This window comes from Janthinobacterium sp. SUN176, from assembly GCF_030587335.1.
GTDB lineage: Bacteria > Pseudomonadota > Gammaproteobacteria > Burkholderiales > Burkholderiaceae_D > Janthinobacterium > Janthinobacterium kumbetense.
Map to the genome: position 1 here is coordinate 2,322,079 of NZ_JAPWIA010000001.1, position 19,365 is coordinate 2,341,443.

At 64.4% G+C, this 19,365-nt stretch carries 17 protein-coding genes; 4 read left to right on the forward strand and 13 right to left on the reverse strand.

Annotated features, from left to right (window positions below; all coding sequences use genetic code 11):
- Window positions 1–6: 6 nt before the first annotated feature.
- Window positions 7–228 carry a hypothetical protein gene (locus O3299_RS10460; RefSeq protein WP_077406246.1) on the reverse strand — a complete coding sequence of 74 codons (222 nt, stop codon included), beginning with the start codon at window positions 226–228 and terminating at the stop codon, window positions 7–9.
- Between the two features lie 249 nt (window positions 229–477).
- Here O3299_RS10460 and O3299_RS10465 point away from each other — a divergent pair, with 249 nt between their 5' ends.
- The gene (locus O3299_RS10465; RefSeq protein WP_305052542.1) at window positions 478–1,089 is read left to right on the forward strand and encodes a 1-acyl-sn-glycerol-3-phosphate acyltransferase; all 612 of its coding nucleotides are present in this window, start codon (window positions 478–480) and stop codon (window positions 1,087–1,089) included.
- Here the strand turns inward: O3299_RS10465 and O3299_RS10470 are convergent.
- The 12 genes from O3299_RS10470 to tssK form a co-directional block, all read right to left on the reverse strand.
- A complete protein-coding gene (locus O3299_RS10470) occupies window positions 1,086–1,646 on the reverse strand; it encodes a HupE/UreJ family protein (protein ID WP_289914223.1) in 561 nt (186 codons plus the stop codon). The genes O3299_RS10465 and O3299_RS10470 overlap by 4 nt on opposite strands.
- Window positions 1,643–2,281 carry an urease accessory protein UreG gene (gene ureG, locus O3299_RS10475; RefSeq protein WP_251348200.1) on the reverse strand — a complete coding sequence of 213 codons (639 nt, stop codon included), beginning with the start codon at window positions 2,279–2,281 and terminating at the stop codon, window positions 1,643–1,645. Before ureG ends, O3299_RS10470 begins: the two co-directional genes overlap by 4 nt.
- A gap of 23 nt (window positions 2,282–2,304) precedes the next feature.
- Window positions 2,305–2,985, reverse strand: coding sequence for an urease accessory protein UreF (locus O3299_RS10480; RefSeq protein WP_305062962.1), 681 nt, complete (start codon window positions 2,983–2,985; stop codon window positions 2,305–2,307).
- Window positions 2,985–3,500, reverse strand: a complete 516-nt coding sequence (gene ureE, locus O3299_RS10485; protein ID WP_099667398.1) for an urease accessory protein UreE — start codon at window positions 3,498–3,500, stop codon at window positions 2,985–2,987. The genes O3299_RS10480 and ureE overlap by 1 nt, the downstream gene beginning before the upstream one ends.
- Before the next feature lie 13 nt (window positions 3,501–3,513).
- Window positions 3,514–5,214 (reverse strand): urease subunit alpha, encoded by a 1,701-nt coding sequence (ureC, locus tag O3299_RS10490; protein WP_305062262.1) that lies wholly within the window; start codon window positions 5,212–5,214, stop codon window positions 3,514–3,516.
- A gap of 1 nt (window position 5,215) precedes the next feature.
- Window positions 5,216–5,545, reverse strand: a complete 330-nt coding sequence (locus tag O3299_RS10495; protein ID WP_251348197.1) for an urease subunit beta — start codon at window positions 5,543–5,545, stop codon at window positions 5,216–5,218.
- A 94-nt stretch (window positions 5,546–5,639) separates the two neighbouring features.
- Window positions 5,640–5,942 carry an urease subunit gamma gene (locus O3299_RS10500; RefSeq protein ID WP_034751936.1) on the reverse strand — a complete coding sequence of 101 codons (303 nt, stop codon included), beginning with the start codon at window positions 5,940–5,942 and terminating at the stop codon, window positions 5,640–5,642.
- Between the two features lie 25 nt (window positions 5,943–5,967).
- Window positions 5,968–6,834 (reverse strand): urease accessory protein UreD, encoded by an 867-nt coding sequence (locus O3299_RS10505; protein ID WP_305062263.1) that lies wholly within the window; start codon window positions 6,832–6,834, stop codon window positions 5,968–5,970.
- Between the two features lie 141 nt (window positions 6,835–6,975).
- Window positions 6,976–9,198, reverse strand: a complete 2,223-nt coding sequence (locus O3299_RS10510) for an EAL domain-containing protein (protein WP_305062264.1) — start codon at window positions 9,196–9,198, stop codon at window positions 6,976–6,978.
- A gap of 175 nt (window positions 9,199–9,373) precedes the next feature.
- Window positions 9,374–11,539: a HAMP domain-containing sensor histidine kinase gene (locus O3299_RS10515; protein ID WP_305062265.1), complete on the reverse strand. Its 2,166-nt coding sequence runs from the start codon at window positions 11,537–11,539 to the stop codon at window positions 9,374–9,376.
- Window positions 11,536–14,598 (reverse strand): PAS domain-containing hybrid sensor histidine kinase/response regulator, encoded by a 3,063-nt coding sequence (locus tag O3299_RS10520; protein WP_305062266.1) that lies wholly within the window; start codon window positions 14,596–14,598, stop codon window positions 11,536–11,538. The genes O3299_RS10515 and O3299_RS10520 overlap by 4 nt, the downstream gene beginning before the upstream one ends.
- 165 nt (window positions 14,599–14,763) lie before the next feature.
- Window positions 14,764–16,110 carry a type VI secretion system baseplate subunit TssK gene (tssK, locus tag O3299_RS10525; protein ID WP_251348192.1) on the reverse strand — a complete coding sequence of 449 codons (1,347 nt, stop codon included), beginning with the start codon at window positions 16,108–16,110 and terminating at the stop codon, window positions 14,764–14,766.
- 175 nt (window positions 16,111–16,285) lie between these two features.
- Here tssK and tssF point away from each other — a divergent pair, with 175 nt between their 5' ends.
- Genes tssF through O3299_RS10540 form a run of 3 tightly spaced genes read left to right on the forward strand, consistent with a single transcriptional unit; the run spans window position 16,286 to window position 19,364 of the window.
- On the forward strand, window positions 16,286–18,091 hold the full coding sequence (gene tssF / locus O3299_RS10530) for a type VI secretion system baseplate subunit TssF (RefSeq protein ID WP_305052549.1): 1,806 nt from the start codon (window positions 16,286–16,288) through the stop codon (window positions 18,089–18,091).
- Complete coding sequence (gene tssG, locus O3299_RS10535) at window positions 18,055–19,080, forward strand: type VI secretion system baseplate subunit TssG (protein WP_305062267.1); 1,026 nt, start codon at window positions 18,055–18,057, stop codon at window positions 19,078–19,080. Before tssF ends, tssG begins: the two co-directional genes overlap by 37 nt.
- Complete coding sequence (locus tag O3299_RS10540; RefSeq protein WP_370385272.1) at window positions 19,077–19,364, forward strand: PAAR domain-containing protein; 288 nt, start codon at window positions 19,077–19,079, stop codon at window positions 19,362–19,364. The genes tssG and O3299_RS10540 overlap by 4 nt, the downstream gene beginning before the upstream one ends.
- Window position 19,365 lies beyond the last annotated feature (1 nt).

A 19,365-nucleotide genomic window follows, 5' to 3' on the forward strand; every position in this document is an offset into this window, starting at 1 on the left:
TCACCTTCAGCGCCATCGGCGCCGTGCCGGCCGGGCCGGGCGACGCGCCTGCACGCTGCTGAAGACGCGGCGTATCACCTCGACCGGTACCGCGTGCTCGCGCAAATACGCTGTCGCCACCGTCCGCCCCAGTGCGTGGTGGAAAGCGACGCCCCGCTCGACGAGCTCGGCCATCACCTTGTCCGTTCGCACATTCTCCCCATTCACCTCGTCGATGCTGTTTTTCATGCCATGGCTCCCTGTCGGGTGGATCAACACTGCATGAAGTTTTGACCACATTGTGCGCATTTAGTGCCCGACACGGAGGTCAAGCATCGTTAAAATAGCAGCAGCAACGGCCCCGACACCGCATGAATAGCGGCCTCGGCTGCTTGTCGCCATCGCCAGCCCCGTATAGAATGCCTGCGCAGAATTTTGCTTCAAGGAAAATGGCCACCAGCGCCATCCCATTAAGAACAGTGTCACTGAAGGGTATCAATGGACGATTTATTTGTACAAGCGGGCGACTTGCCGACCTGGCACCAGCGTTGCGCGCTGCGCGTGCTGCACCTGTTTGGCTGGCGCATGCGCTTCCGTCCCCTGCCGGGGCCGCGCGGCATCGCCGTCGTCTACCCGCACACGTCCAACTGGGATTTCATGGTGGGCCTGTTTGGCAAATGGGCGCTGTCCTTGCCTTTCCGCTGGCTGGCCAAGGATTCCCTGTTCCGCGGCCCCATGGGCAAGGTGCTGCGCTACCTGGGCGGCGAACCCGTCGACCGCAGCACCACCAGCGGCACCATCGGCCGCCAGGCCGAACGCATGCTGGCGGCCGACTGGTACTGGCTGGCCATCACGCCGGAAGCGACGCGCAGCTACCGTCCGAACTGGAAAAGCGGCTTTTATCACCTGGCCGTGGCGGCCAAGGTACCCTTGCTGCTGGTGTACATCGACTATCCGAACAAGGTGCTGGGCGTCGTCGACCATTTATATTTGACGGGCGACAAGGATGCCGACATGGCCGCCATTGCCGCCGTATATGCGGGCCACCAGGGCTTGCATCCGGAAAAGGCGGCGCCCATCGTGCTGTCGGAGCGCCGTCCCGGTTCTTAATTCAGTCCCATCAACACCACACCGGCGGCCGTCAAGGCCACGCCGGCCACGCGCAGCATGCGCTCGGCCAATACCTGGCCCAGGAAACGTCCCGTACCCAGCAAGACAGCCGAGGCCAGCATGAAGCCGCACGCGGCCGAGGCGGCCGGCAATTCCTGGCCATGCGCATTGCCATGCGCCAAGGCAAACACGCCCACCAGGCCCATGCCGAGCCAGTTCGGCAAGGCCAGCGCCAGCGCGATGGCCAGCCCCACCAGCGCCACCGTGGCGGCGATGCCCGTTTCCAGCCCCGGTACCGTCAATCCCACCATGCCGGCCAGCGCGCCCAGCAGCATCATGCCGAGAAAAGTGGCGGGCTGGGCCAGGCCGCCGCGCTGCTGGCCGCCCCAGATACCCACGCCCAGCATGGCCAGCAAATGGTCGATGCCCGTGAACGGATGGGCGAAACCGGCCAGGAAGCCGGCGTTCTCGCCATGACCGGGATGGGCCATGGCGGGCAAGGCCAGCAGGCACAGCGCCGCCACGGCGGCCGTTTTCTTCATCAATCTTGCGCTCATTGCAGCTCCTTGCCTGGTTGATCGAGCAAACCTTGCTCGCGGATAAAATCGATAACGACCTGCACGCCGTCGCCGCTGCGCAGGTTGGTGAACACGAAGGGACGTTCGCCGCGCATGCGCCTGGCGTCCTGCGCCATGATGTCCAGGTTGGCGCCCACGTAGGGCGCCAGATCCGTCTTGTTGATGATCAACAAATCGGAACGCGTGATGCCGGGCCCGCCCTTGCGCGGGATCTTTTCGCCGCCAGCCACGTCGATCACGTAAATCGTCAAATCCGACAATTCCGGGCTGAAGGTGGCCGCCAGGTTATCGCCGCCCGATTCGACCAGGATCAAGTCGAGATTCGGAAAGTCTGCTTGCATGCGCGCGATGGCTTCCAGGTTGATGGACGCATCTTCGCGGATGGCCGTGTGCGGACAGCCGCCCGTTTCCACGCCCATCAGGCGCTCGGCCGGCAAGGCGTCCGCGCGCAGCAGGATTTCCATGTCTTCCTTGGTATAGATGTCGTTCGTGATGACGGCCATGTCGTAGCGCTCGCGCATGCCCTTGCACAGCATTTCGCACAGGGCCGTCTTGCCCGAGCCGACGGGGCCGCCGATGCCGACGCGCAGGGGGTTTGAGGTAATCGATGTCATGTTGTAGTCTCTCGCGGTAGTGTTCAGGAGCGGTACAGCCGGCTGTACTGCACTTCGTGCCGCATCGACAGCAGCGACAGGCCAGGCGCCCAGTTGCCCATCTCGTCGTCTTGCAAGGATTGCGCCGTGAAGGCCGCCGCTTCCAGGTCCGGCCGCAGCGACAGCAGCAGCCGCTGGCCCGCCACCTGCCCCAGCGGCACGGATTTCACGCAGACAAGCACCTGGTTTTCCGCCCACGCGAACAGCATGGCCAGCAGCGCCTCTTCGCGCGGAATGGCCAGCGCCGCCACGGCGCAGGCATAGGCCGTGGGCAGGGCCACCTCCGGCTGGCCCTGCAGCATGTCGATCAGCACGCCGTCGGCCACGCCCAGCTCGGCCAGCAATTTGGTCAGCGAATAGCCCATCTGGATGGTTTCGGCGCGAAATTCCGCCGTGTCGCGCGAAGCGATGAAACGCTCGCTCCAGCGCTGCACGGCGTGCAGATCCTGCGCTTCGAAGGCTTGCATCAAGCGCCAGCACAGGGGCGCCTCCCAGCGCGCCACCACCTGCGCCAGATGCCGGGCGATCCATTCGCGCGCCGTGACCGCATCCGTCACCAGGTTTGACTCCAGCGCCGCTTCCAGCCCCTGCGAATAGCTGTAGGCGCCGATCGGCAAGGCCGGGCTGGCGAACTGCAGCAAATGCAGCAGGGCCGACGCCTGCATCATGCAGCGTCACCGGGGCGGTGGATCTTTTGCCGCAGCGGCACGGGCGCCAGCAAATGCTGGCCGTGGCCATCGTGGTGGCCATGGCCGCCGCCATACGCGCCCGCCTCCGGCTCGAACGGCGCGCTTTCTTCCGTCACAGTCGCTTGCAAGCCTTCCAGCATCTCCTTGAGCACCACGTCCTTGCGGATGCGCAAAAAGCCGTCGCCCACCTGCGCCTGCGTGTGGCGGTTCCCCAGGTGGAAGGCGCAGCGCAGCAAGGTATGCGCATCCGCACACTGCACCAGATAGGTCGGTTCGCGCGCGGCGACGATCTGCACCACCGTTCCTTCCGGCCCCGTCATGCGCTCACCGTCGCGCAGCACCGTGCCGCGCACGGTGAACACGGCGACATCCTCGCCATTCGACAGCACGGCGCGCAGCCGGCATTTTTCGCGCTGGTCGTAGGGCAGCACCAGTTGGGCGACGGCGGCGCGATGATCGTCTGCCGTCAGTTTGGTATGCAAAGTGAGCATGCTTGTCTCCCGCTTAAAATAGAAAATAACGCTGCGCCATGGGCAATACGGATGCCGCCTCGCACACGAGCAGCTGGCCGTCGGCGCGCACGGCGTAGGTTTCCGGATCCACTTCCATGTGCGGCGTGGCGCTGTTGTGGACCATGTCGTGCTTGCGCAAGCCGCGCATGTTCTTCACGGCGATGACGGATTTATTGAGTTTGAGCTTGTGGCCGATATCGAGCTCGTACGCCGCCTGCGAGACAAACGTAAACGACTTTTTCAGGCCGCCGCCGAAGGCGCCGAACATCATGCGGTAGTGCACGGGCTGGGGCGTGGGAATCGAGGCGTTCGGGTCGCCCATCTGCGCGGCCGCGATCATGCCGCCTTTTAAAATCATCGACGGCTTGACGCCGAAGAAGGCCGGCTTCCACAGCACGATGTCGGCGATCTTGCCCGCCTCGAGCGAGCCCACCACGTGCGAAATGCCATGCGTAATGGCCGGGTTGATCGTGTACTTGGCGATATAGCGCTTGGCGCGGAAATTGTCGCTGCGCGCCGTGTCGGGCGCCAGCGCGCCCCGCTGCACCTTCATCTTGTGCGCCGTCTGCCAGGTGCGCATGATCACTTCGCCGACGCGTCCCATCGCCTGCGAGTCGGACGACATCATCGAGATGGCGCCGATATCGTGCAGGATGTCTTCGGCGGCGATGGTTTCGCGGCGGATGCGCGACTCGGCGAACGCCACGTCTTCGGCGATGGCCGGGTCCAGGTGGTGGCACACCATCAGCATGTCCAGGTGCTCGTCGAGCGTGTTGACGGTGAATGGGCGCGTGGGGTTGGTCGACGAGGGCAGCACGTTGGCTTGCCCGACGGCGGCGATGATGTCGGGCGCATGGCCGCCGCCCGCCCCTTCCGTGTGAAACGTGTGGATGGTGCGGTCCTTGAAGGCGGCCAAGGTGTGTTCCAGGAAGCCGCCCTCGTTGAGGGTATCGCTGTGCAGCGCCACCTGGATATCCATGCGGTCGGCCACCGACAGGCAATTGTCGATGGCGGCCGGCGTGCTGCCCCAGTCTTCGTGCAGTTTCAGGCCGATGGCGCCCGCGCGCACCTGCTCTTCCAGGGGCAGCGGCAGGCTGACGTTCCCTTTTCCCATGAAGCCCAGGTTCATCGGGAAGGCGTCGCTGGCGGCCAGCATGGCGTGCAAATGCCACGGCCCCGGCGTGCAAGTGGTGGCGGCCGTGCCCACGGCCGGCCCCGTGCCGCCGCCCAGCATGGTGGTCACGCCGCTCATCAGCGCTTCCTCGATCTGCTGCGGGCAGATGAAGTGGATATGCGTGTCGACGCCGCCGGCCGTGACGATCATGCCTTCGCCGGCGATGATTTCCGTCGCGCCGCCGATGGGGAGCGTGACGCCCGGCTGGATGTCGGGGTTGCCCGCCTTGCCGATGCCGAAAATCAGGCCGTTTTTCAGGCCGATGTCCGCCTTCACGATGCCCCAGTGGTCGAGGATGACGGCATTCGTGATGACGGTGTCCATCACCTCGGCCGCGCAGCGCTGCGACTGGCCCATGCCGTCGCGGATCACCTTGCCGCCGCCGAATTTCACTTCTTCGCCGTAGATCGCGTAGTCATGCTCGATCTCGATGAACAGTTCCGTGTCGGCCAGGCGGATGCGGTCGCCCTTGGTGGGGCCGAACATTTCTGCATACGCGCTGCGGGGAATGCTGGCCATTTCAATCCTTTCCCGGTGGAGTGTCTTGCAGTTCACCCATCACTGCGCCATTGAAGCCGTAGACCTTGCGTTCGCCCGCCAGCGCCACCAGTTCCACCGTGCGCTGCTGGCCCGGTTCGAAACGCACGGCCGTGCCGGCCGTGATATTCAAGCGCATGCCGTAGGCGCGCCAGCGCTCGAAAGCCAGCGCCGGGTTGACCTCGAAAAAGTGGAAATGCGAGCCCACCTGGATCGGCCGGTCGCCCCGGTTGGCCACCACCACGGTAGCCGTGGCGCGGCCCGCATTCAGGCTGATTTCGCCTTCTTCCAATTTGTATTCGCCTGGGGTCATAATGTTTTCCTTCGTCAAAGCGCTCTACGCTGGCCGGCGGATCGCCGGCGCCACACAGGCACGGCGCGGATGGCGCCCTGCCATGCAATCAAAACTACGGTATCGGGTGGTGCACGGTCACCAGCTTGCTGCCGTCGGGGAAAGTCGCTTCCACCTGGATATCGGGGATCATCTCGGCGATGCCGTCCATGACGTCGGCGCGCGACAGAATTTTTGTACCGTCCGACATCAGCTGCGCCACCGACTTGCCATCGCGCGCCCCTTCCATGATGGCGGCGCTGATCAGGGCCACCGCTTCCGGATAATTGAGCTTCAAGCCGCGCGCCAGGCGCCGTTCGGCCAGCAGCGCGGCCGTAAAAATGAGCAGCTTGTCTTTTTCGCGGGGAGTCAGGTCCATGGTTTTCCTTGCGCTTCTTTCCTGATTAAGTGTTCCAGATACGGGGCACGACGGCGTCGCGCCCCAGCATGGCGGGACGCAGCAGCTGCCAGGCGGCCAGCATGATGCGGCGCGCCGCCTCGCTGTCGCCGCACAGCAGGCGCACCACCACCAGCGCTTTCATGTGCGTGGCGCCAAACGCGGCGCCGGCCGGCACGGCGATCTCGCGCACGGCCGCCAGCACGGCGGGAGCAACGGGCATGCCGACGGCGATCAGGGTGGCGCACACTGTGTGGCCCCCCAGTCCCAGCGGGCTGGCCATCAGGGCGCCGCCGGCGGCCAGCACGCCCTGCTCCCACCACAGCAGCTTGCCGCCGCGGCGGATCTGCACCTGCTGGCGGATGCTGCCCGTGTTGAATATTTCGCCCGAGGCGCCGCGGCCCAGGCAGACGATGTCGCAGCCGATGTAGCCGGCGTCCGCCGCCAGTTCCACCTCGTGGCGCAGGCGCACGCAAGCCTGGTCAAAGAAAATGCTCTCCTGCGGCAGCCACTCGATGGCGGCGCCGCTGCCGGCGCGCAGCACAAGGTGCTGGCCCGAGACATGGCCGTTCGCGCGGTACCACTTGGCGGCGCCGGGGGACGTGAGCAAGGCGTGCGCGCCCTCGCCCACCGTGGCGTCGACGGCCAGCTGGTCGCCGCCCACCACGCCGCCGGGCGGATGGATGATGATGGCGTGGCAGACGGCAGCGCCTTCCGGATACAGGGGCTTTTGCACGCGCAGGGGGCCCCTGTGCGTGCGCTCGACGAGGCGGCTGACGCCATCGTGCAGCGCAAAGCCCAGGCGCAAGTGCGCCTGCCAGGCGCTGTGCGCGCTGGCGGCAGTAGGCGTTGCGAAATGTGGGCTGTCTGGCATGCACTGCAATCGTGTAAATAACGATCTACAAAGCAGGATGCATGCCAGCGTCAGAGGGAAGAAACGTGAGAATCATGCACCGCATTGCGGCGCCCGCACCATATCAGTGCAGTTATCGTGCAGGCACGGCGCGGGGTGTGCTTATGCCGACACGGCTGCCGGCGCCACCGTCAGCACGCGCCGTTCGCGCAGCAAGGCCGTGAAGGCTTCCGCGGCCAGGGGGCGGCTGAAATAATAGCCCTGCATTTCGTCGCAGCCGTGTTCCGTCAAAAAATCCACCTGCTCGCGCGTTTCCACGCCTTCAGCGATGACGCGCATGTCCAGGTTATGCGCCAGCGAAATGACGGAACGGGCGATGGCCGCATCGCTGCTGCTGGTGGTGACGTCGTCGACGAACGATTTGTCGATCTTCAGCACGTCGATGGGGAAGCGTTTCAGGTAGCCGAGGCTGGAATAGCCGGTGCCGAAGTCGTCGAGCGAAATGCCCACGCCGATATCCTTCAGGCGCGTGAGGGCCGCCACCGCCTTGTCCGGGTCGCCCATCACCGTGCTTTCCGTGATTTCGATGCCCAGGCAGGCGGGCGCGATGCCGTATTTGCGCAAGGCCGCTTCGACGAATGGCACCGTGCGGTCTTGCGCGAACTGCTTGCCGGACAGGTTGACGGCCACCTTGATGCTGCCCAGGCCCGCGTCGTGCCAGGCGCGGATCTGCGCGCAGACGCTTTCGAGCACCCATTCGCCGATGGCCGTGATCGAGCCATATTCCTCGGCCAGCGCGATGAACAGGCCGGGCGGCACCTTGCCCAGCACCGGGTTATCCCAGCGCAGCAAGGCTTCCGCGCCCAGCAAGGCACCCGTGCGCAAGCACATCTGCGGCTGGTAGTGCACTTCGAATTCATCGCGGCCGATGGCGCCGCGCAGCTGCTGCTGCATCGCCAGGCGGGCGCGGATGTCGCTGCCCATGCGCTCCGTGAAGAAGGCGTAATGGTCGCGCCCCATTTCCTTGGCGCGCACGAGGGCCGTGTCGGCGTGGCGCAGCACGTCGTCGAGGCTGTCGCCGTCGGCCGGGCACATGGCGATGCCGATGCTGGTCGTCAGCGCCAGGCGCTCGCCATCGACGCTGAGTTCCTCGCGCAAGCCGGCCAGGATGGTTTGCGCCAGCGCAAGCGTGCGCCCCAGCAGGGCATCGTCCTGCAGCAGGATCTGGAATTCGTCGCCGCCCTGGCGCACCACCGTGTCGCCTTCGCGCACGCAGCCGGACAGGAAACGCGCCACCACTTGCAGCGCCTTGTCGCCCACGGCCTGACCGTGCGAATCGTTGATGTTCTTGAAGCGGTCCAGGTCCAGGCACATCAGCACCACTTGCTGGCCGTCGCGCAGGGCGTTCGCGCGCGCCTGTTCGAAGCGCTCGCGCAGCAGCACGCGGTTCGGCAAGCCCGTCAACGCGTCGTGGTAGGAGAGGAAATCGATCAGATGCTGCTCCGCCTTGCGCTCGCTGATGTCGAGGAAGACGCCGATGTAGTTGACGACGGCGCCGTCGGGGCCGTGCACGGTGGAGACGCTGAGCAGGCAGGGATAGGTGTCGCCGCTCCTGCGCCGCGTCTGCACCTCGCCCGACCAGCAGCCGCTGCTGCGCAAGCCCTGGCGCAGAGCCAGCAGCACCGCCTCGCCCGTGTATTCGGCGTGCAGGCGCAAAATGTCCGTGCCCACCACTTCCTGCGCCGCGTAGCCGGTGATGCGCGTAAAGGCGGGGTTGGCCGTGACGATGACGCCGGCCGGATCGGTGATCAGGATGGCGTCCTGCGTCGCTTCGAAGACCTGGCCCGACAGGCGCAGCAATTCCTCATTGGCGCGGCGGATCTGCACTTCGCGCGCCAAGGTGCTGGCCACCTGCTCCAGTTCGGCCGTGCGTTCGGCCACGCGCCGTTCCAGGTTGGCGCGCTCCTGCGCCAGCTGCAGCTGCGCCCGCGCCAGGCGCACGTGGGCGTCCGTGCGGGCCAGGATTTCCTCGGCCTGGAAGGGTTTGGCGATGAAATCGACGGCGCCCAGCGCGAAGCCGCGCACCTTGTCGTCCGTATCGTACTGGGCCGACAGGAAGATCACCGGCACCTGGCGCAGCGACGGTATCTCCTTCAGGCGGCGGCACACTTCAAAGCCGTCGAGGCCGGGCATGCGCACGTCGAGCAGGATCAGCTCGGGCGGGCGCGCCTGGGCCGTCCACAGGGCCAGTTCGCCGTTCGGCGCCTGGCGCACCGCATAGCCGGCGCCGCCCAGCAAATCGCTCAACAGCTTCAGCGAAGCCGGCGTATCTTCAACGATCAGTACTTCGCCCTTCGAATTCACTTCCGAAAAATCGCGGTGCATGTAGCAGTTCTCTCAGCTTTGGATGAGGCGCGGCGATCCGTTGCCGCGCTGGACAAGACATTTCTTTGCGATGAACTACGTACTATCATCATAATCTTTATTGCAATTTAGCACCATCCATCGGCGGCACTTAGTCCGTCTTTTCAGCGAATCCGATGTTGTCAGCCCACACTTTTCAAGCGTGCGCCAGCGCGCCCTCATTCTCCAGCAAGTCGCACAGCTGACGGTATTGATGCTGGTCAAGCATCGCCTGCAGCGGCGCCAGCACGGGCGCGGCCGCCGGCGGCAAGGCGCCCAGCAGCAGTGCCACCCTGGCCAGGTTCAATTCGCGCAGCGCCACCAGCAAGGCGGCGCGCTCTTCCCCGGCCAGCAGCAGCAAGTCTTGCGCCCGCAATGCCGGCGGCGCCTCGGGCGCCGGCGCTGCGGGCAGCGGCACGGGCGCCGCCACGGGCGCCTCGGCCGCCTGCGCGGGTATACTGAAACGGAAGGTGGCGCCCTGCCCCGGCATGGATTCCACCGTCAGTTCGCCTTTCATCAATTGCACGAATTCGCGCGAGATGGCCAAGCCCAGGCCCGTGCCATCCTTCGGTCCCGCGCTGTCGGCCTGCACGAAAGGCTCGAAGATGCGCTGCTGGTCTTCCGGGGCGATGCCGATGCCCGTGTCGCTGACGGCGAACGACAGGCGCCACGTGGCGTCATCGCGCCGCTCGCCGCGCACGCGCAAGGCGACCTCGCCGCCGCCGGCAAACTTGACGGCGTTCGACATCAGGTTCAGCAGCACCTGGCGCAAACGCGTCGCGTCGAGCAGCACGGCCGCCGGCACGTCGGCGCAATCGAGGCGCAAGGCCAGCCCCTGCTGCTCGGCGCGCATGCCCAGCATGTCCATCACTTCCTGCAGCAGGGGCGCCAGCGCCACCACGGCCGTCTGCGCGTGCAGGCGCCCCGCCTCGCCCTTCGACAGTTCGAGGATTTCATTGATCAACGTCAATAAATGATTGCCGGAGCGGTGGATGATGGCCAGGTTGCGCTTTTCATCGTCCTGCATGTTCGGCGAGGCGGCCATCAGGCGCGAAAAGCCGATCACGGAATTCAAGGGCGTGCGCAGTTCGTGGCTCATGTTCGCCAGGAAGGTGCTCTTGGCGCGGTTCGCCGCCTGCGCCTGGCTGACGGCCACCGACAGGGCGCTCGTGCGCTCGGCCACCAGTTCTTCCAGGTGATGGCGGTGGCGCAGCAATTCCAGTTCGGCCTCGCGGTGCGCCGTGATGTCGTAGTTCGAACCCACCAGACGCATGGGCCGCCCCTGCCCGTCGCGGAAGATCACGGCATCGGCCTTGATGTAGCGGATGGCGCCATCGGGCCACAGGATGCGGTACTCGTGCGTGAAGGCCTGGCCGGCGCCCAGCGCGGCACGCAGGGCCTCCTTGGCGGCCGGCACATCGTCCGGCATCAGCGCCGCGCGCCAGATCGCCGCCGGCGCCATCGCGCTGTCCGCATCGGCCTTGAACTGCGCATACATCTGCTCATCCCACTGCAAGGCATCGTTGATGACGTTCCAGTCCCAGATGCCGATGCTGGCCGCGCCGGTGGCCATCTGCACGCGCTCCTCGCTGCGCTGCAAGGCGCGGTAGCGGCTGTCGAGCAGCGCCACCATGTCGCGGATGGAACGGTACAGCGTGCGCAGCTCGCCCAGGAACCACGCTTTCGGCGGCGTGCCGGCCGCTTCGCTCTGCCCTGCCTGGACGCCGGCCGCATACTGGCCGATCGCCTTCAGGGGCTTGAGCATCAGACACCACATGAGCAGCCAGATGCTGGCCACCAGGATCACGTCGAGCGCCACGATCATGGCACCGATACCCAGCGCGCGCTGCCGCAGCTGCGCGTGCAGCAGGGCCGGCGTCGCATACACGGCCACGTTGCCGATGACTTGTCCGCCCATCGTCACGGGGCGCCGCTGCACCAGCCAGCCGGGTTCCGCGGACAGCGAGGAAAAACTGCCGATGGCGCCGGTCGCAGTGCGGCGCAGGACCAGCGCTTCCTTGCCGATGCCCGGCGTCAGGGAGCTGGCCACCAGGTCGCGCTTGCCCAGCGTGCTGCGCATGATGGCCTGCATCTGCTTTTCATCGAGATTCCACAAGGGCAGTTCGATGGCCACGGCCAGCTGGTCGGCGCTCAGGGCCAGGCTGCGGTGCAGCTGCTGCCAGCGCTGCTCGCGTTCGGACTGGTAAAACAGCACGGCAAACACCAGCAGCAGCGCGGTGACGACAAAGGTCAGCGCCACGCTGACGGCCAGCACGATGGAGACGCCGCCCAGGCGCGCGCCCTTGGATGCGTGAACCGTCATGCGTCTTCGCCCTGCGGTTCGCTGGCCAGCTGCGCCAGCAAGGCGCACAGCGGCTGGTACTGATGCTGTTCCAGCATGGCGGCGATGTGCGCAGCCAGCTGCGGCAGGCTGGTCGCCACACCGGCCAGCACGATGGCGCTGCGCCGCAAATCGAGGGCCCGCACGGATTCGAGCAGCGCCTGCCGTTCGGCCGCGCCCAGCTGGCCCAGCGCCTGCTGCAGGTCGAAGGCGGCCGCCGGCACGCGCGGCGGCGCGGCGGCGGTGCGCTGGAAGCGCACGCCCAGTTGCTGCTCCAGCATGGCGAACAGGTGTTCCTGTTCGATCGGCTTGCGCAGGAAGCCGTCGGCACCGGCGGCCAGCGCCTCCTGCTTTTCTTCCTCGAAGGCGGAGGCGGTCATGATCACCAGGCGCGGCTGCACCAGCGCCGGTTGCGCGCGCAGCCAGCGCGTCAGCGCCAGGCCGTCCATGTCCGGCATGCGCCAGTCGCTGAGCACGATGTCGTAGCGCTGCGCCGCCAGCATGGCTTGCGCCTGCACGCCGCCGGCCGCCTCCTGCAGCTGGAAGCCCAGCGGCGCCAGCAAGCCGGCCAGCAGCTTGCGGCAGTTGTCGTCATCGTCGACCAGCAGCACCGTGCGCCCGCGCTGGCCCGCCGGCAGGCGCGCCACGCGGCCCGGCGCCAGCGGCGCGGCGGCGGGGCACTGCACGCAGGGGGCGCGCAAGTCGAAGTGGAACACGGAGCCGGCCCCCAAGGTCGACTCGACGCACAGCTCGCCGCCCATCAGGCGCACGAATTCGCGCGAAATGGTCAGCCCCAGTCCCGTGCCGGCCTGCGCCACGGCGCTGTCGGCCTGCACGAACGGTTCGAAGATGCGTTCCAGGTCCTCTTGCGCGATGCCGCTGCCCGTATCGCGCACGGCAAACGCCAGCGCCACCTGCCCATCATCGTCTGCCTGGCAGGCCAGCGACAGGGTCACGCTGCCCTGCTCGATGAACTTGAGCGCATTCGACAGCAAATTGAGCAGCACCTGGCGCAGCTTGGCGCCGTCGAGGCGCACCAGCGGCGGCACGCCGGAACGCTCCAGCCGCAGCGCGATGCCCTGGTCGCCGGAGCGCATGCGCACCATCTCGAGCACCTCGTCGAGCAAGCCGTTCAAGTCCACGGGCCCCGCTTGCAGCTGCATGCGGCCCGCCTCGATTTTCGACAATTCCAGGATATCGTTGATCAAGGTCAACAAATGATGGCCGGCGCGGTTGATGATGGCCAGGTTATGCTTTTCTTCCTCGAACATGCTGCTCGAATCGGCCATCATCTGCGAAAAGCCGATCACGGAATTCAAGGGCGTGCGCAATTCGTGGCTCATGTTGGCCAGGAAGACGCTTTTCGCGCGGTTCGCCGATTCGGCCTCGGTGACGGCCACCGACAGGGCCGCCGTGCGCTGCTGCACCAGCTCTTCCAGGTGGTCGCGGTAACCGAGCAATTCCTGCTCGCTGTGCTTGCGCTCGGAAATATCGACGATGCCGCTGCGCACCAGGCGCCGCCCTTCCATCGGCAAGCGCACCAGCCGCACTTCGCAGGGAAAGATGCTGCCGTCGGCGCGCCGCACATTGCGCTCGACCAGGATGGGTTCGCCCAGCATGGCGCGGCGCAGATGCTCTTCCATCATCAGCCCCAGCGGCAGGCCGTCGGGCTGCTCGCCCGTGTACAGGTCGAACGGCCCGCGCGCCAGCAGCGCTTCGCGCGACATGCCCAGCATGCGCTGCGCGCTGCTGTTGGCGTCGATGAAGCGGTCCAGGTCCAGGTCATATACGACGATGGCTTCGGGCGCATGCTCGACGAGGATGCGGAAGCGCTGCTCGCTTTCGCGCGCATCGCTCTCGGCGCGGCGCAGGCGGCGGCGCTGCAGCAGCAAGGCGCTCAGCATGCACGCCATGGCGAGAAACACGGCGCCGGCCGATAGCACGGCGACGCGGTGCTCGTGCCACAGTTGCGGCGGACGGTTGAAGAACAGGGTGTGCGGCGGCAGCCGGCTGATATCCGCATCCCAGCGCTGCAGCTGTTCCCAGTCATACATGGGCACCGGGTGCGCCGGCGGCAGCAAGGCGCCCGGCGCGGCAGGCGCCTTGCCGGCCAACACGGCCAGCGACATCTGCGCCACCTGCTGCGCGGCCCGCTCGATGTGCAGGATGGAACCGCCCAGGATGCCCTTGCCGACCGTCGCGTTATACATGCCAAAGGCGGGCACATTGGCCAGCCGCGCCAGCTGGGCGGCAAACTGCACCGGCGTGGCGATATTGCCGTCCACGTCGCGGTTGACATTGCCCGCCACCAGCAGCGTATCGGCGGGCAAGCGCGCCACGGCCGCGCGCATCTGTTCCAGGGTCAGGTCATCGAGGTAGCGCATGGCCACCTTGCCCTGCCACGCCTGCGCCGCCTGCTGCATGTTGCGCTTCAGGGCCTGGTCGGCCTCGCTGGCGCCGACGGCCATGACGATGGTCTTGGTCTCCGGGAACAGCGCCATGGCTTGCGCCAGCGTGCCGGCAAAATCGACGTTCGCCTTTTGCTGCCAGATGGAAGACGGGCTGCCGGCCGGCAAGGCCTTGCCCGAGGTGTTAATCGCCAGCACGGGTACGCCGCGCGCCAGCGGCGCCAGGTCCGACAGCAACAAATCGAGCGCCGGCTGCTGCATGGCGATGATCAGGTCGGCCTTGCGGCCCATCATCTTGGTGTATCTTAAAAGCAACAAATCACGCATCTCATTGCGCAGCGCCGGGTCGCCCTGGGTATTCAGGTTCAGGTGCTCGACCATGATGTCTTCGCTGGCCAGGCCCGCGGCGGCCATGGCGGCCACATAGGTGCGCGTGTACGATTCCACGCCGGCGCGGCCGTAATCGTAAGCGTTGAGGAACAGCACGCGCTGCCCCTGGTGCGGCGCCGCCGTGGCCGGCGTCGCGGCCGGCACGGCGGCAGGGGCCGCGGCAACACAGCATACCAGCAGCAATGCGCAGCCACAGCGGCGCACCGCTGCCCTGCCCAGCCCGCCGCCAGGCACCTCACGCATCCTTCGCCATGCCCATGCTCACCCCCGCCTGTCACCATGTTTCAACTATGCGCTGACTGCTCAGCCACCGACACTTACAAAAACATGATAACGTCAACTGCAGGGGCAAGTCTATTCCTTAGGGCAATCTTTTGACAATACACCCTCGCGTAACGCCAGCCATCGTTACGCGGCGGTGCCGCTGATACCGAACAATTCCAGCTTTAACCCTTTTATGCCAGACGGCACATAAATCGCAATCGCCTGGGCCTTGATCATGCTGTCATAAATACTGCCCTTGTTATCGATCGAAAAGTAATACGTATTGGGCCGTATTGGCACCTCGGCAGGAACCTGGGCCATATGGCGCAACTCGGCACCCGGAAGGGCACGGCCGAGTAATAGTTCGATATTGTCCGGAGATGAAATCTTGAACTGCAACGGCACCGTGGCGACCAATTCCAGCGCCGGCATATCGGCGTTTACCGCAAGATAAAGTTCGGTCTGGCGGTCAATCCGCTTGGCATCGAGCAAGCCGTGATAGTGGGTATTTTGTTGCGTGTCATTGGACAGCGCAATCGGGAAGTAACGCGACAGGAGCACAGTATCGATCAGGTCGCGAATGATGCCATCGAGCTTGCCGAAACCGGGAGCGGCGTCATCGTGACAATAGGCCGGCAAGTCGCCCAGTGTGTATTTTTTCGAAAACGTCATCAAGCCACCGGCCAACGCCATCAATTTCTCAAACAGATACACGGGATGGTGGCGTCGGTAACTGGCGCAATGACTGAGCGTGGCGCTGGCCGTGCTCAAGGTATTGAGCATCCAAAACGAGGAAACATCCCCGCCATGAAATTCAACCGTATTTTTTCCGGGCTGACGGTGACGGCTGTACAGCGCCTCGATTTTCGCGCCCATGCGGTCGATCAGTGACTCGAGCATTTTCTGCAGCGAAGACTCGGCGCTGATGGTCAGGCCGGGTGGAATGAAGGAAGTATCGACTTCAAAGCCGCCGTTGCCAGCGCGGTACAAGCGGATCACCGGGATGGCAAGGTAATCATGCAGAGGGTCCAGTTGCGATAGCAGGTACACACGTTTCTTCAGGTAAGCCACGTCTATGCTGACTGCCTCGCTGAACAGATCCGGGGTTTCGATATCCGCCTGGACATAGCGCGCACCCGCAGAATGCAAATTGCCACCATGTGCCTGCAATACGGGCAGCGCGGCATAAAACGTAAAACTATGTTCGCTGGAAGGTAGCTTGGACAGGTCAACCGCACTGGGCAATACATCGCCAAGCGGTGCTTCAAAGACTTCTCCATCCTGAAAGACGAGCGACATGGCATCCGCCCGCAGGCTATTGTTGGCAAGTGCGTCCGCATTCCAGCAGACGCCATGCACACCCCACAAATGTGGATTAATCAATGAAACCAGACGCTGCAGGCGCGCTTCATGGTAGCGGTCCAGCTGCTGGAATTGCTGGGGACCGATAGCCAGCCCTTCGGACCAAAGTAATTTGGATGGCAAAGTCATTGCGTTCTCCATGTTGACCATTGGAATCCTGCTACCTTGCCAGTCTGATGTTGCCAGCCTGGAAGTTATTGATGTTGCGCAGCAACCCTGTTCAATTATTTGCGCAAACGCAATTTACCTTTGAGCAAACGCTCGGATACTGGCCATTCCGCCGCAAAGACACAGGAAATGAGAGATGGAGGACTTGCTGCCGTATTTCGAACGCGAGTTGGTGATGCTGCGGCGACATTGCCGTGAGTTCTCCGAACGCTATCCGAGAATCGCCGGCAAATTGCACATGTCCGGCGAATCTTGCGAAGACCCGCACGTCGAACATTTGATCGAATCGGTGGCCATGCTGGCGGCGCGTATCTCGAAACGACTCGATGACGACTATCCGCAATTTACCGAAGCCTTGTTCGAAGCCTTGTTCCCCCATTATCTGCGCCCCTTTCCATCGTGCACTATCGTGCACCAGCCCACCATAGCTGCTGGAGCGGGTGTCTTGCGCCTGTCGGCCGGCAGTGAAATGGACGCAACGCCTGTGCGCGGCGTGCGCTGCCGCTTCAAGACGGTCTACGACATGACGACAGGAGTATCGGTACTGGAAAGCGCAGTTTTCGATGCGATGATCAAGGCGCCGCCAGGCGTGCGCCTGCCAGCATCGGCCAGTTCCTCGCTGAACATCGGCATCCGGCATCTCGATACGGCGCCCGCATCACTGCGCGTTTTCATCGATGGCGAAGCTTCTTTTTCCGCCGCCTTGCGCGATGCCTTGTTCATGCAGACCGTCTGTGCTTTTGTATCAATTGACGCGGTGCAATGGATAGCCTTGCCCGCCTTGCCTCTGACGCCCGTCGGCTTCGGCGACACGGATGCCTTGATACCTTTCGGTGCCCGTTCGCAGCCGGCCTACCGCATCCTGTGCGAGTATTTTGCGTATCCGGAAAAATTCAACTTCTTTGACATCGATATCGCGGCGCTGAGTGCGGCCCTGCCGCCTGGTTGCCAGCGCTTTACCCTGCATCTGTGCATGGCCGGTTTGCGACCCGATTCCGCTGCGGCGCGCATGTTGTCCAGTATTTCCAGCGAAAACTTAAGGCTGGGCTGCAGTCCGGCGGTCAATCTCTTCCGCCAAGAAGGCGTGCCTATCGCCGTTACCCGGCAGAAAACCGACTACTCCGTGCTAGCCCATGCCACCCATGCCCATGGATACGAAGTCGTCACTGTCGATGCTGTGCGTTTGCTGCGCCAACGGGGAGGGGAAAGCACGCTGACCGAATTTCGCCCGCTGTACAGCCTGCGCCATGGCGAGGGCGCGGCGCAACAGGGCCATTACTGGGTCGTACGCCACGACATGGCTTTGGCCATCAACAGTCCTGGCCACGAAAAGAAAATCACGCTGGTCGATAGCGACTTCAATCCCTTGATCCATGAAAAGGCCAGCCTGTCGCTGTCGCTGACCTGCAGTAACCGCGATCTTCCCCTTGCACTCAAATACGGCCAGCCGCAAGGAGACTTGCAACCGTGCGGCGGCGGATCTGCACTGCACATGCTGCGACGCCCCAGCCAGCCGCGCCGCTTCTCGCCGGGCGCGGGTTTGCACTGGCGACTGATTTCGCACCTGACGCTGAATCATCACGCGCTGGTCCAGGAGGGCCTGCCGGCACTACGTGAAATGCTGACGCTGTATGACCTGTCCCAATCGGCAAGCTCGCAACGCCAGATCGGCGGCATCGTCGCGCTGTCGCACTCGCCGACCACGACATGGCTGCGACACAAGCGCGGCACCTCGCTGGCGCATGGCGTGGAGGTACGCATCACACTTGACGAGGAAGCGTTCGTCGGCAGCGGCATATACCTGTTTGTGCAGGTTATCGATCATTTCCTTGGGTTGTATGTGCAAATCAACAGTTTCATCGAACTGGTGGCGCTGTCAAGGCAAAGCGGAGAGGAGCTGATCCGATGCAAACCAAGAAGCGGACTGCAGAATCTGGTGTAATGCTCGGCTTGTTGGCCGAGCCCTACCGCTACCAGTTCGTGCAGGCGGTGCGTATTCTGCTGTGCTGGCTAAGTCAGCAGAACGTGTCCCATGCGCAAGCCTTCGACCAGGTGCTGCGCTTCAAGAACAGCCTGTCGTTGAATTTTCCGGCCAGTGAAATCGAACGGCTTTCACTTGACGACAATGAACAGCTGACTCTGATACCGACGTTCATGCGTTTTCTGGGCGTCGGCGGCACCTTGCCCATGCACCACTCGGAACGCATCGCCGCCTACCGCTTGTCGGGCCAAGACGCTGGCGTCTCGGCCTTCCTCGATATCTTTTCGCACCGCATGGTCGCGCTGTATTACCAGGCGTGGGAAAAGTATCGACTGGAATCCACGATGCAGACCCGGGCAGCGGATGCACAATTGCCTTTGCTGACGGCACTGGCCGGGGTGCGGCGCGCTGCGCTGCCGTCGAGTGGCGAAACTGATGCCGTGACGCAGGATGTCGCGGCCTGGTACGCGGGTCTGCTGCGCTGCCGCCCCGTCTCCGCGCAAGCGATCGGCCCCGTGCTGGCCGAGTACTGCGGCGTACCAGTCGTCCTGCAACAATTTGTCGGTAGCTGGGACTACCTGGAAAAAAACCGCCGCAGCCTGCTAGGTAATGTCAACTTTACCCTGGCGCGCGGCGCAACGCTTGGCCTGCGGCTTTGGCGCCATGACATGCGCGTGTGCCTGCATATCGGCCCGCTGGATCCCGCCGGCCTGCAACGCTTCCTGCCGCGCAGTGCAGGGGCGGTGGCACTGGCAAAGATGCTGGCGCTGTTTGGCGTACCGGACTTGCAATTTGAAATACGGCTGATATTGAGTCCGCCATGCATTACTCCCCTGCTTCTGAGCTCCAACCCTGCGGAAAGGCGCCGCCTGGGCTGGACGACATTCCTGCAGGCAGCACAAAACAAGGTACACGGCGCGGAAGTGCGCTATTTGCTGCAGCTGGCTTGAGCAGCTCACACCTGGAAAGTGAGGCAAGCATGAAACATGCGGGACGCGGCGTCATCCGGCTCGGAGACGCAACCGATCACGGTGGCAAGGTCACCAGCGCATCGTCCGGCAGCACCGTCATGGGGAAGACTGCGGCGCTGGCTGACGACACAACGTTCTGCCCCAAGTGCAAGGGCAGTTTTCCGATCACGCCGGATGGCGCCGGCGCAAAACACATGGGCAAGCCGTACGCCTATGACGGCGATGCCACCGCCTGCGGCGCCCACCTGATCACATCCCTGTAAC

Coding starts and splice junctions, on each gene's coding strand:
- O3299_RS10495 (WP_251348197.1), bottom strand. CDS start 5,545: ATGACCCCAGGCGAATACAAATTGGAAGAAGGCGAAATCAGCCTGAAT.
- O3299_RS10480 (WP_305062962.1), bottom strand. CDS start 2,985: ATGCAGGCGTCGGCCCTGCTGCATTTGCTGCAGTTCGCCAGCCCGGCC.
- O3299_RS10470 (WP_289914223.1), bottom strand. CDS start 1,646: ATGAGCGCAAGATTGATGAAGAAAACGGCCGCCGTGGCGGCGCTGTGC.
- O3299_RS10515 (WP_305062265.1), bottom strand. CDS start 11,539: ATGACGGTTCACGCATCCAAGGGCGCGCGCCTGGGCGGCGTCTCCATC.
- ureG (WP_251348200.1), bottom strand. CDS start 2,281: ATGACATCGATTACCTCAAACCCCCTGCGCGTCGGCATCGGCGGCCCC.
- tssG (WP_305062267.1), top strand. CDS start 18,055: ATGCAAACCAAGAAGCGGACTGCAGAATCTGGTGTAATGCTCGGCTTG.
- O3299_RS10465 (WP_305052542.1), top strand. CDS start 478: ATGGACGATTTATTTGTACAAGCGGGCGACTTGCCGACCTGGCACCAG.
- O3299_RS10510 (WP_305062264.1), bottom strand. CDS start 9,198: ATGCACCGCGATTTTTCGGAAGTGAATTCGAAGGGCGAAGTACTGATC.
- O3299_RS10505 (WP_305062263.1), bottom strand. CDS start 6,834: ATGCCAGACAGCCCACATTTCGCAACGCCTACTGCCGCCAGCGCGCAC.
- O3299_RS10520 (WP_305062266.1), bottom strand. CDS start 14,598: ATGCGTGAGGTGCCTGGCGGCGGGCTGGGCAGGGCAGCGGTGCGCCGC.
- tssF (WP_305052549.1), top strand. CDS start 16,286: ATGGAGGACTTGCTGCCGTATTTCGAACGCGAGTTGGTGATGCTGCGG.
- ureE (WP_099667398.1), bottom strand. CDS start 3,500: ATGCTCACTTTGCATACCAAACTGACGGCAGACGATCATCGCGCCGCC.
- tssK (WP_251348192.1), bottom strand. CDS start 16,110: ATGACTTTGCCATCCAAATTACTTTGGTCCGAAGGGCTGGCTATCGGT.
- ureC (WP_305062262.1), bottom strand. CDS start 5,214: ATGGCCAGCATTCCCCGCAGCGCGTATGCAGAAATGTTCGGCCCCACC.
- O3299_RS10460 (WP_077406246.1), bottom strand. CDS start 228: ATGAAAAACAGCATCGACGAGGTGAATGGGGAGAATGTGCGAACGGAC.
- O3299_RS10500 (WP_034751936.1), bottom strand. CDS start 5,942: ATGGACCTGACTCCCCGCGAAAAAGACAAGCTGCTCATTTTTACGGCC.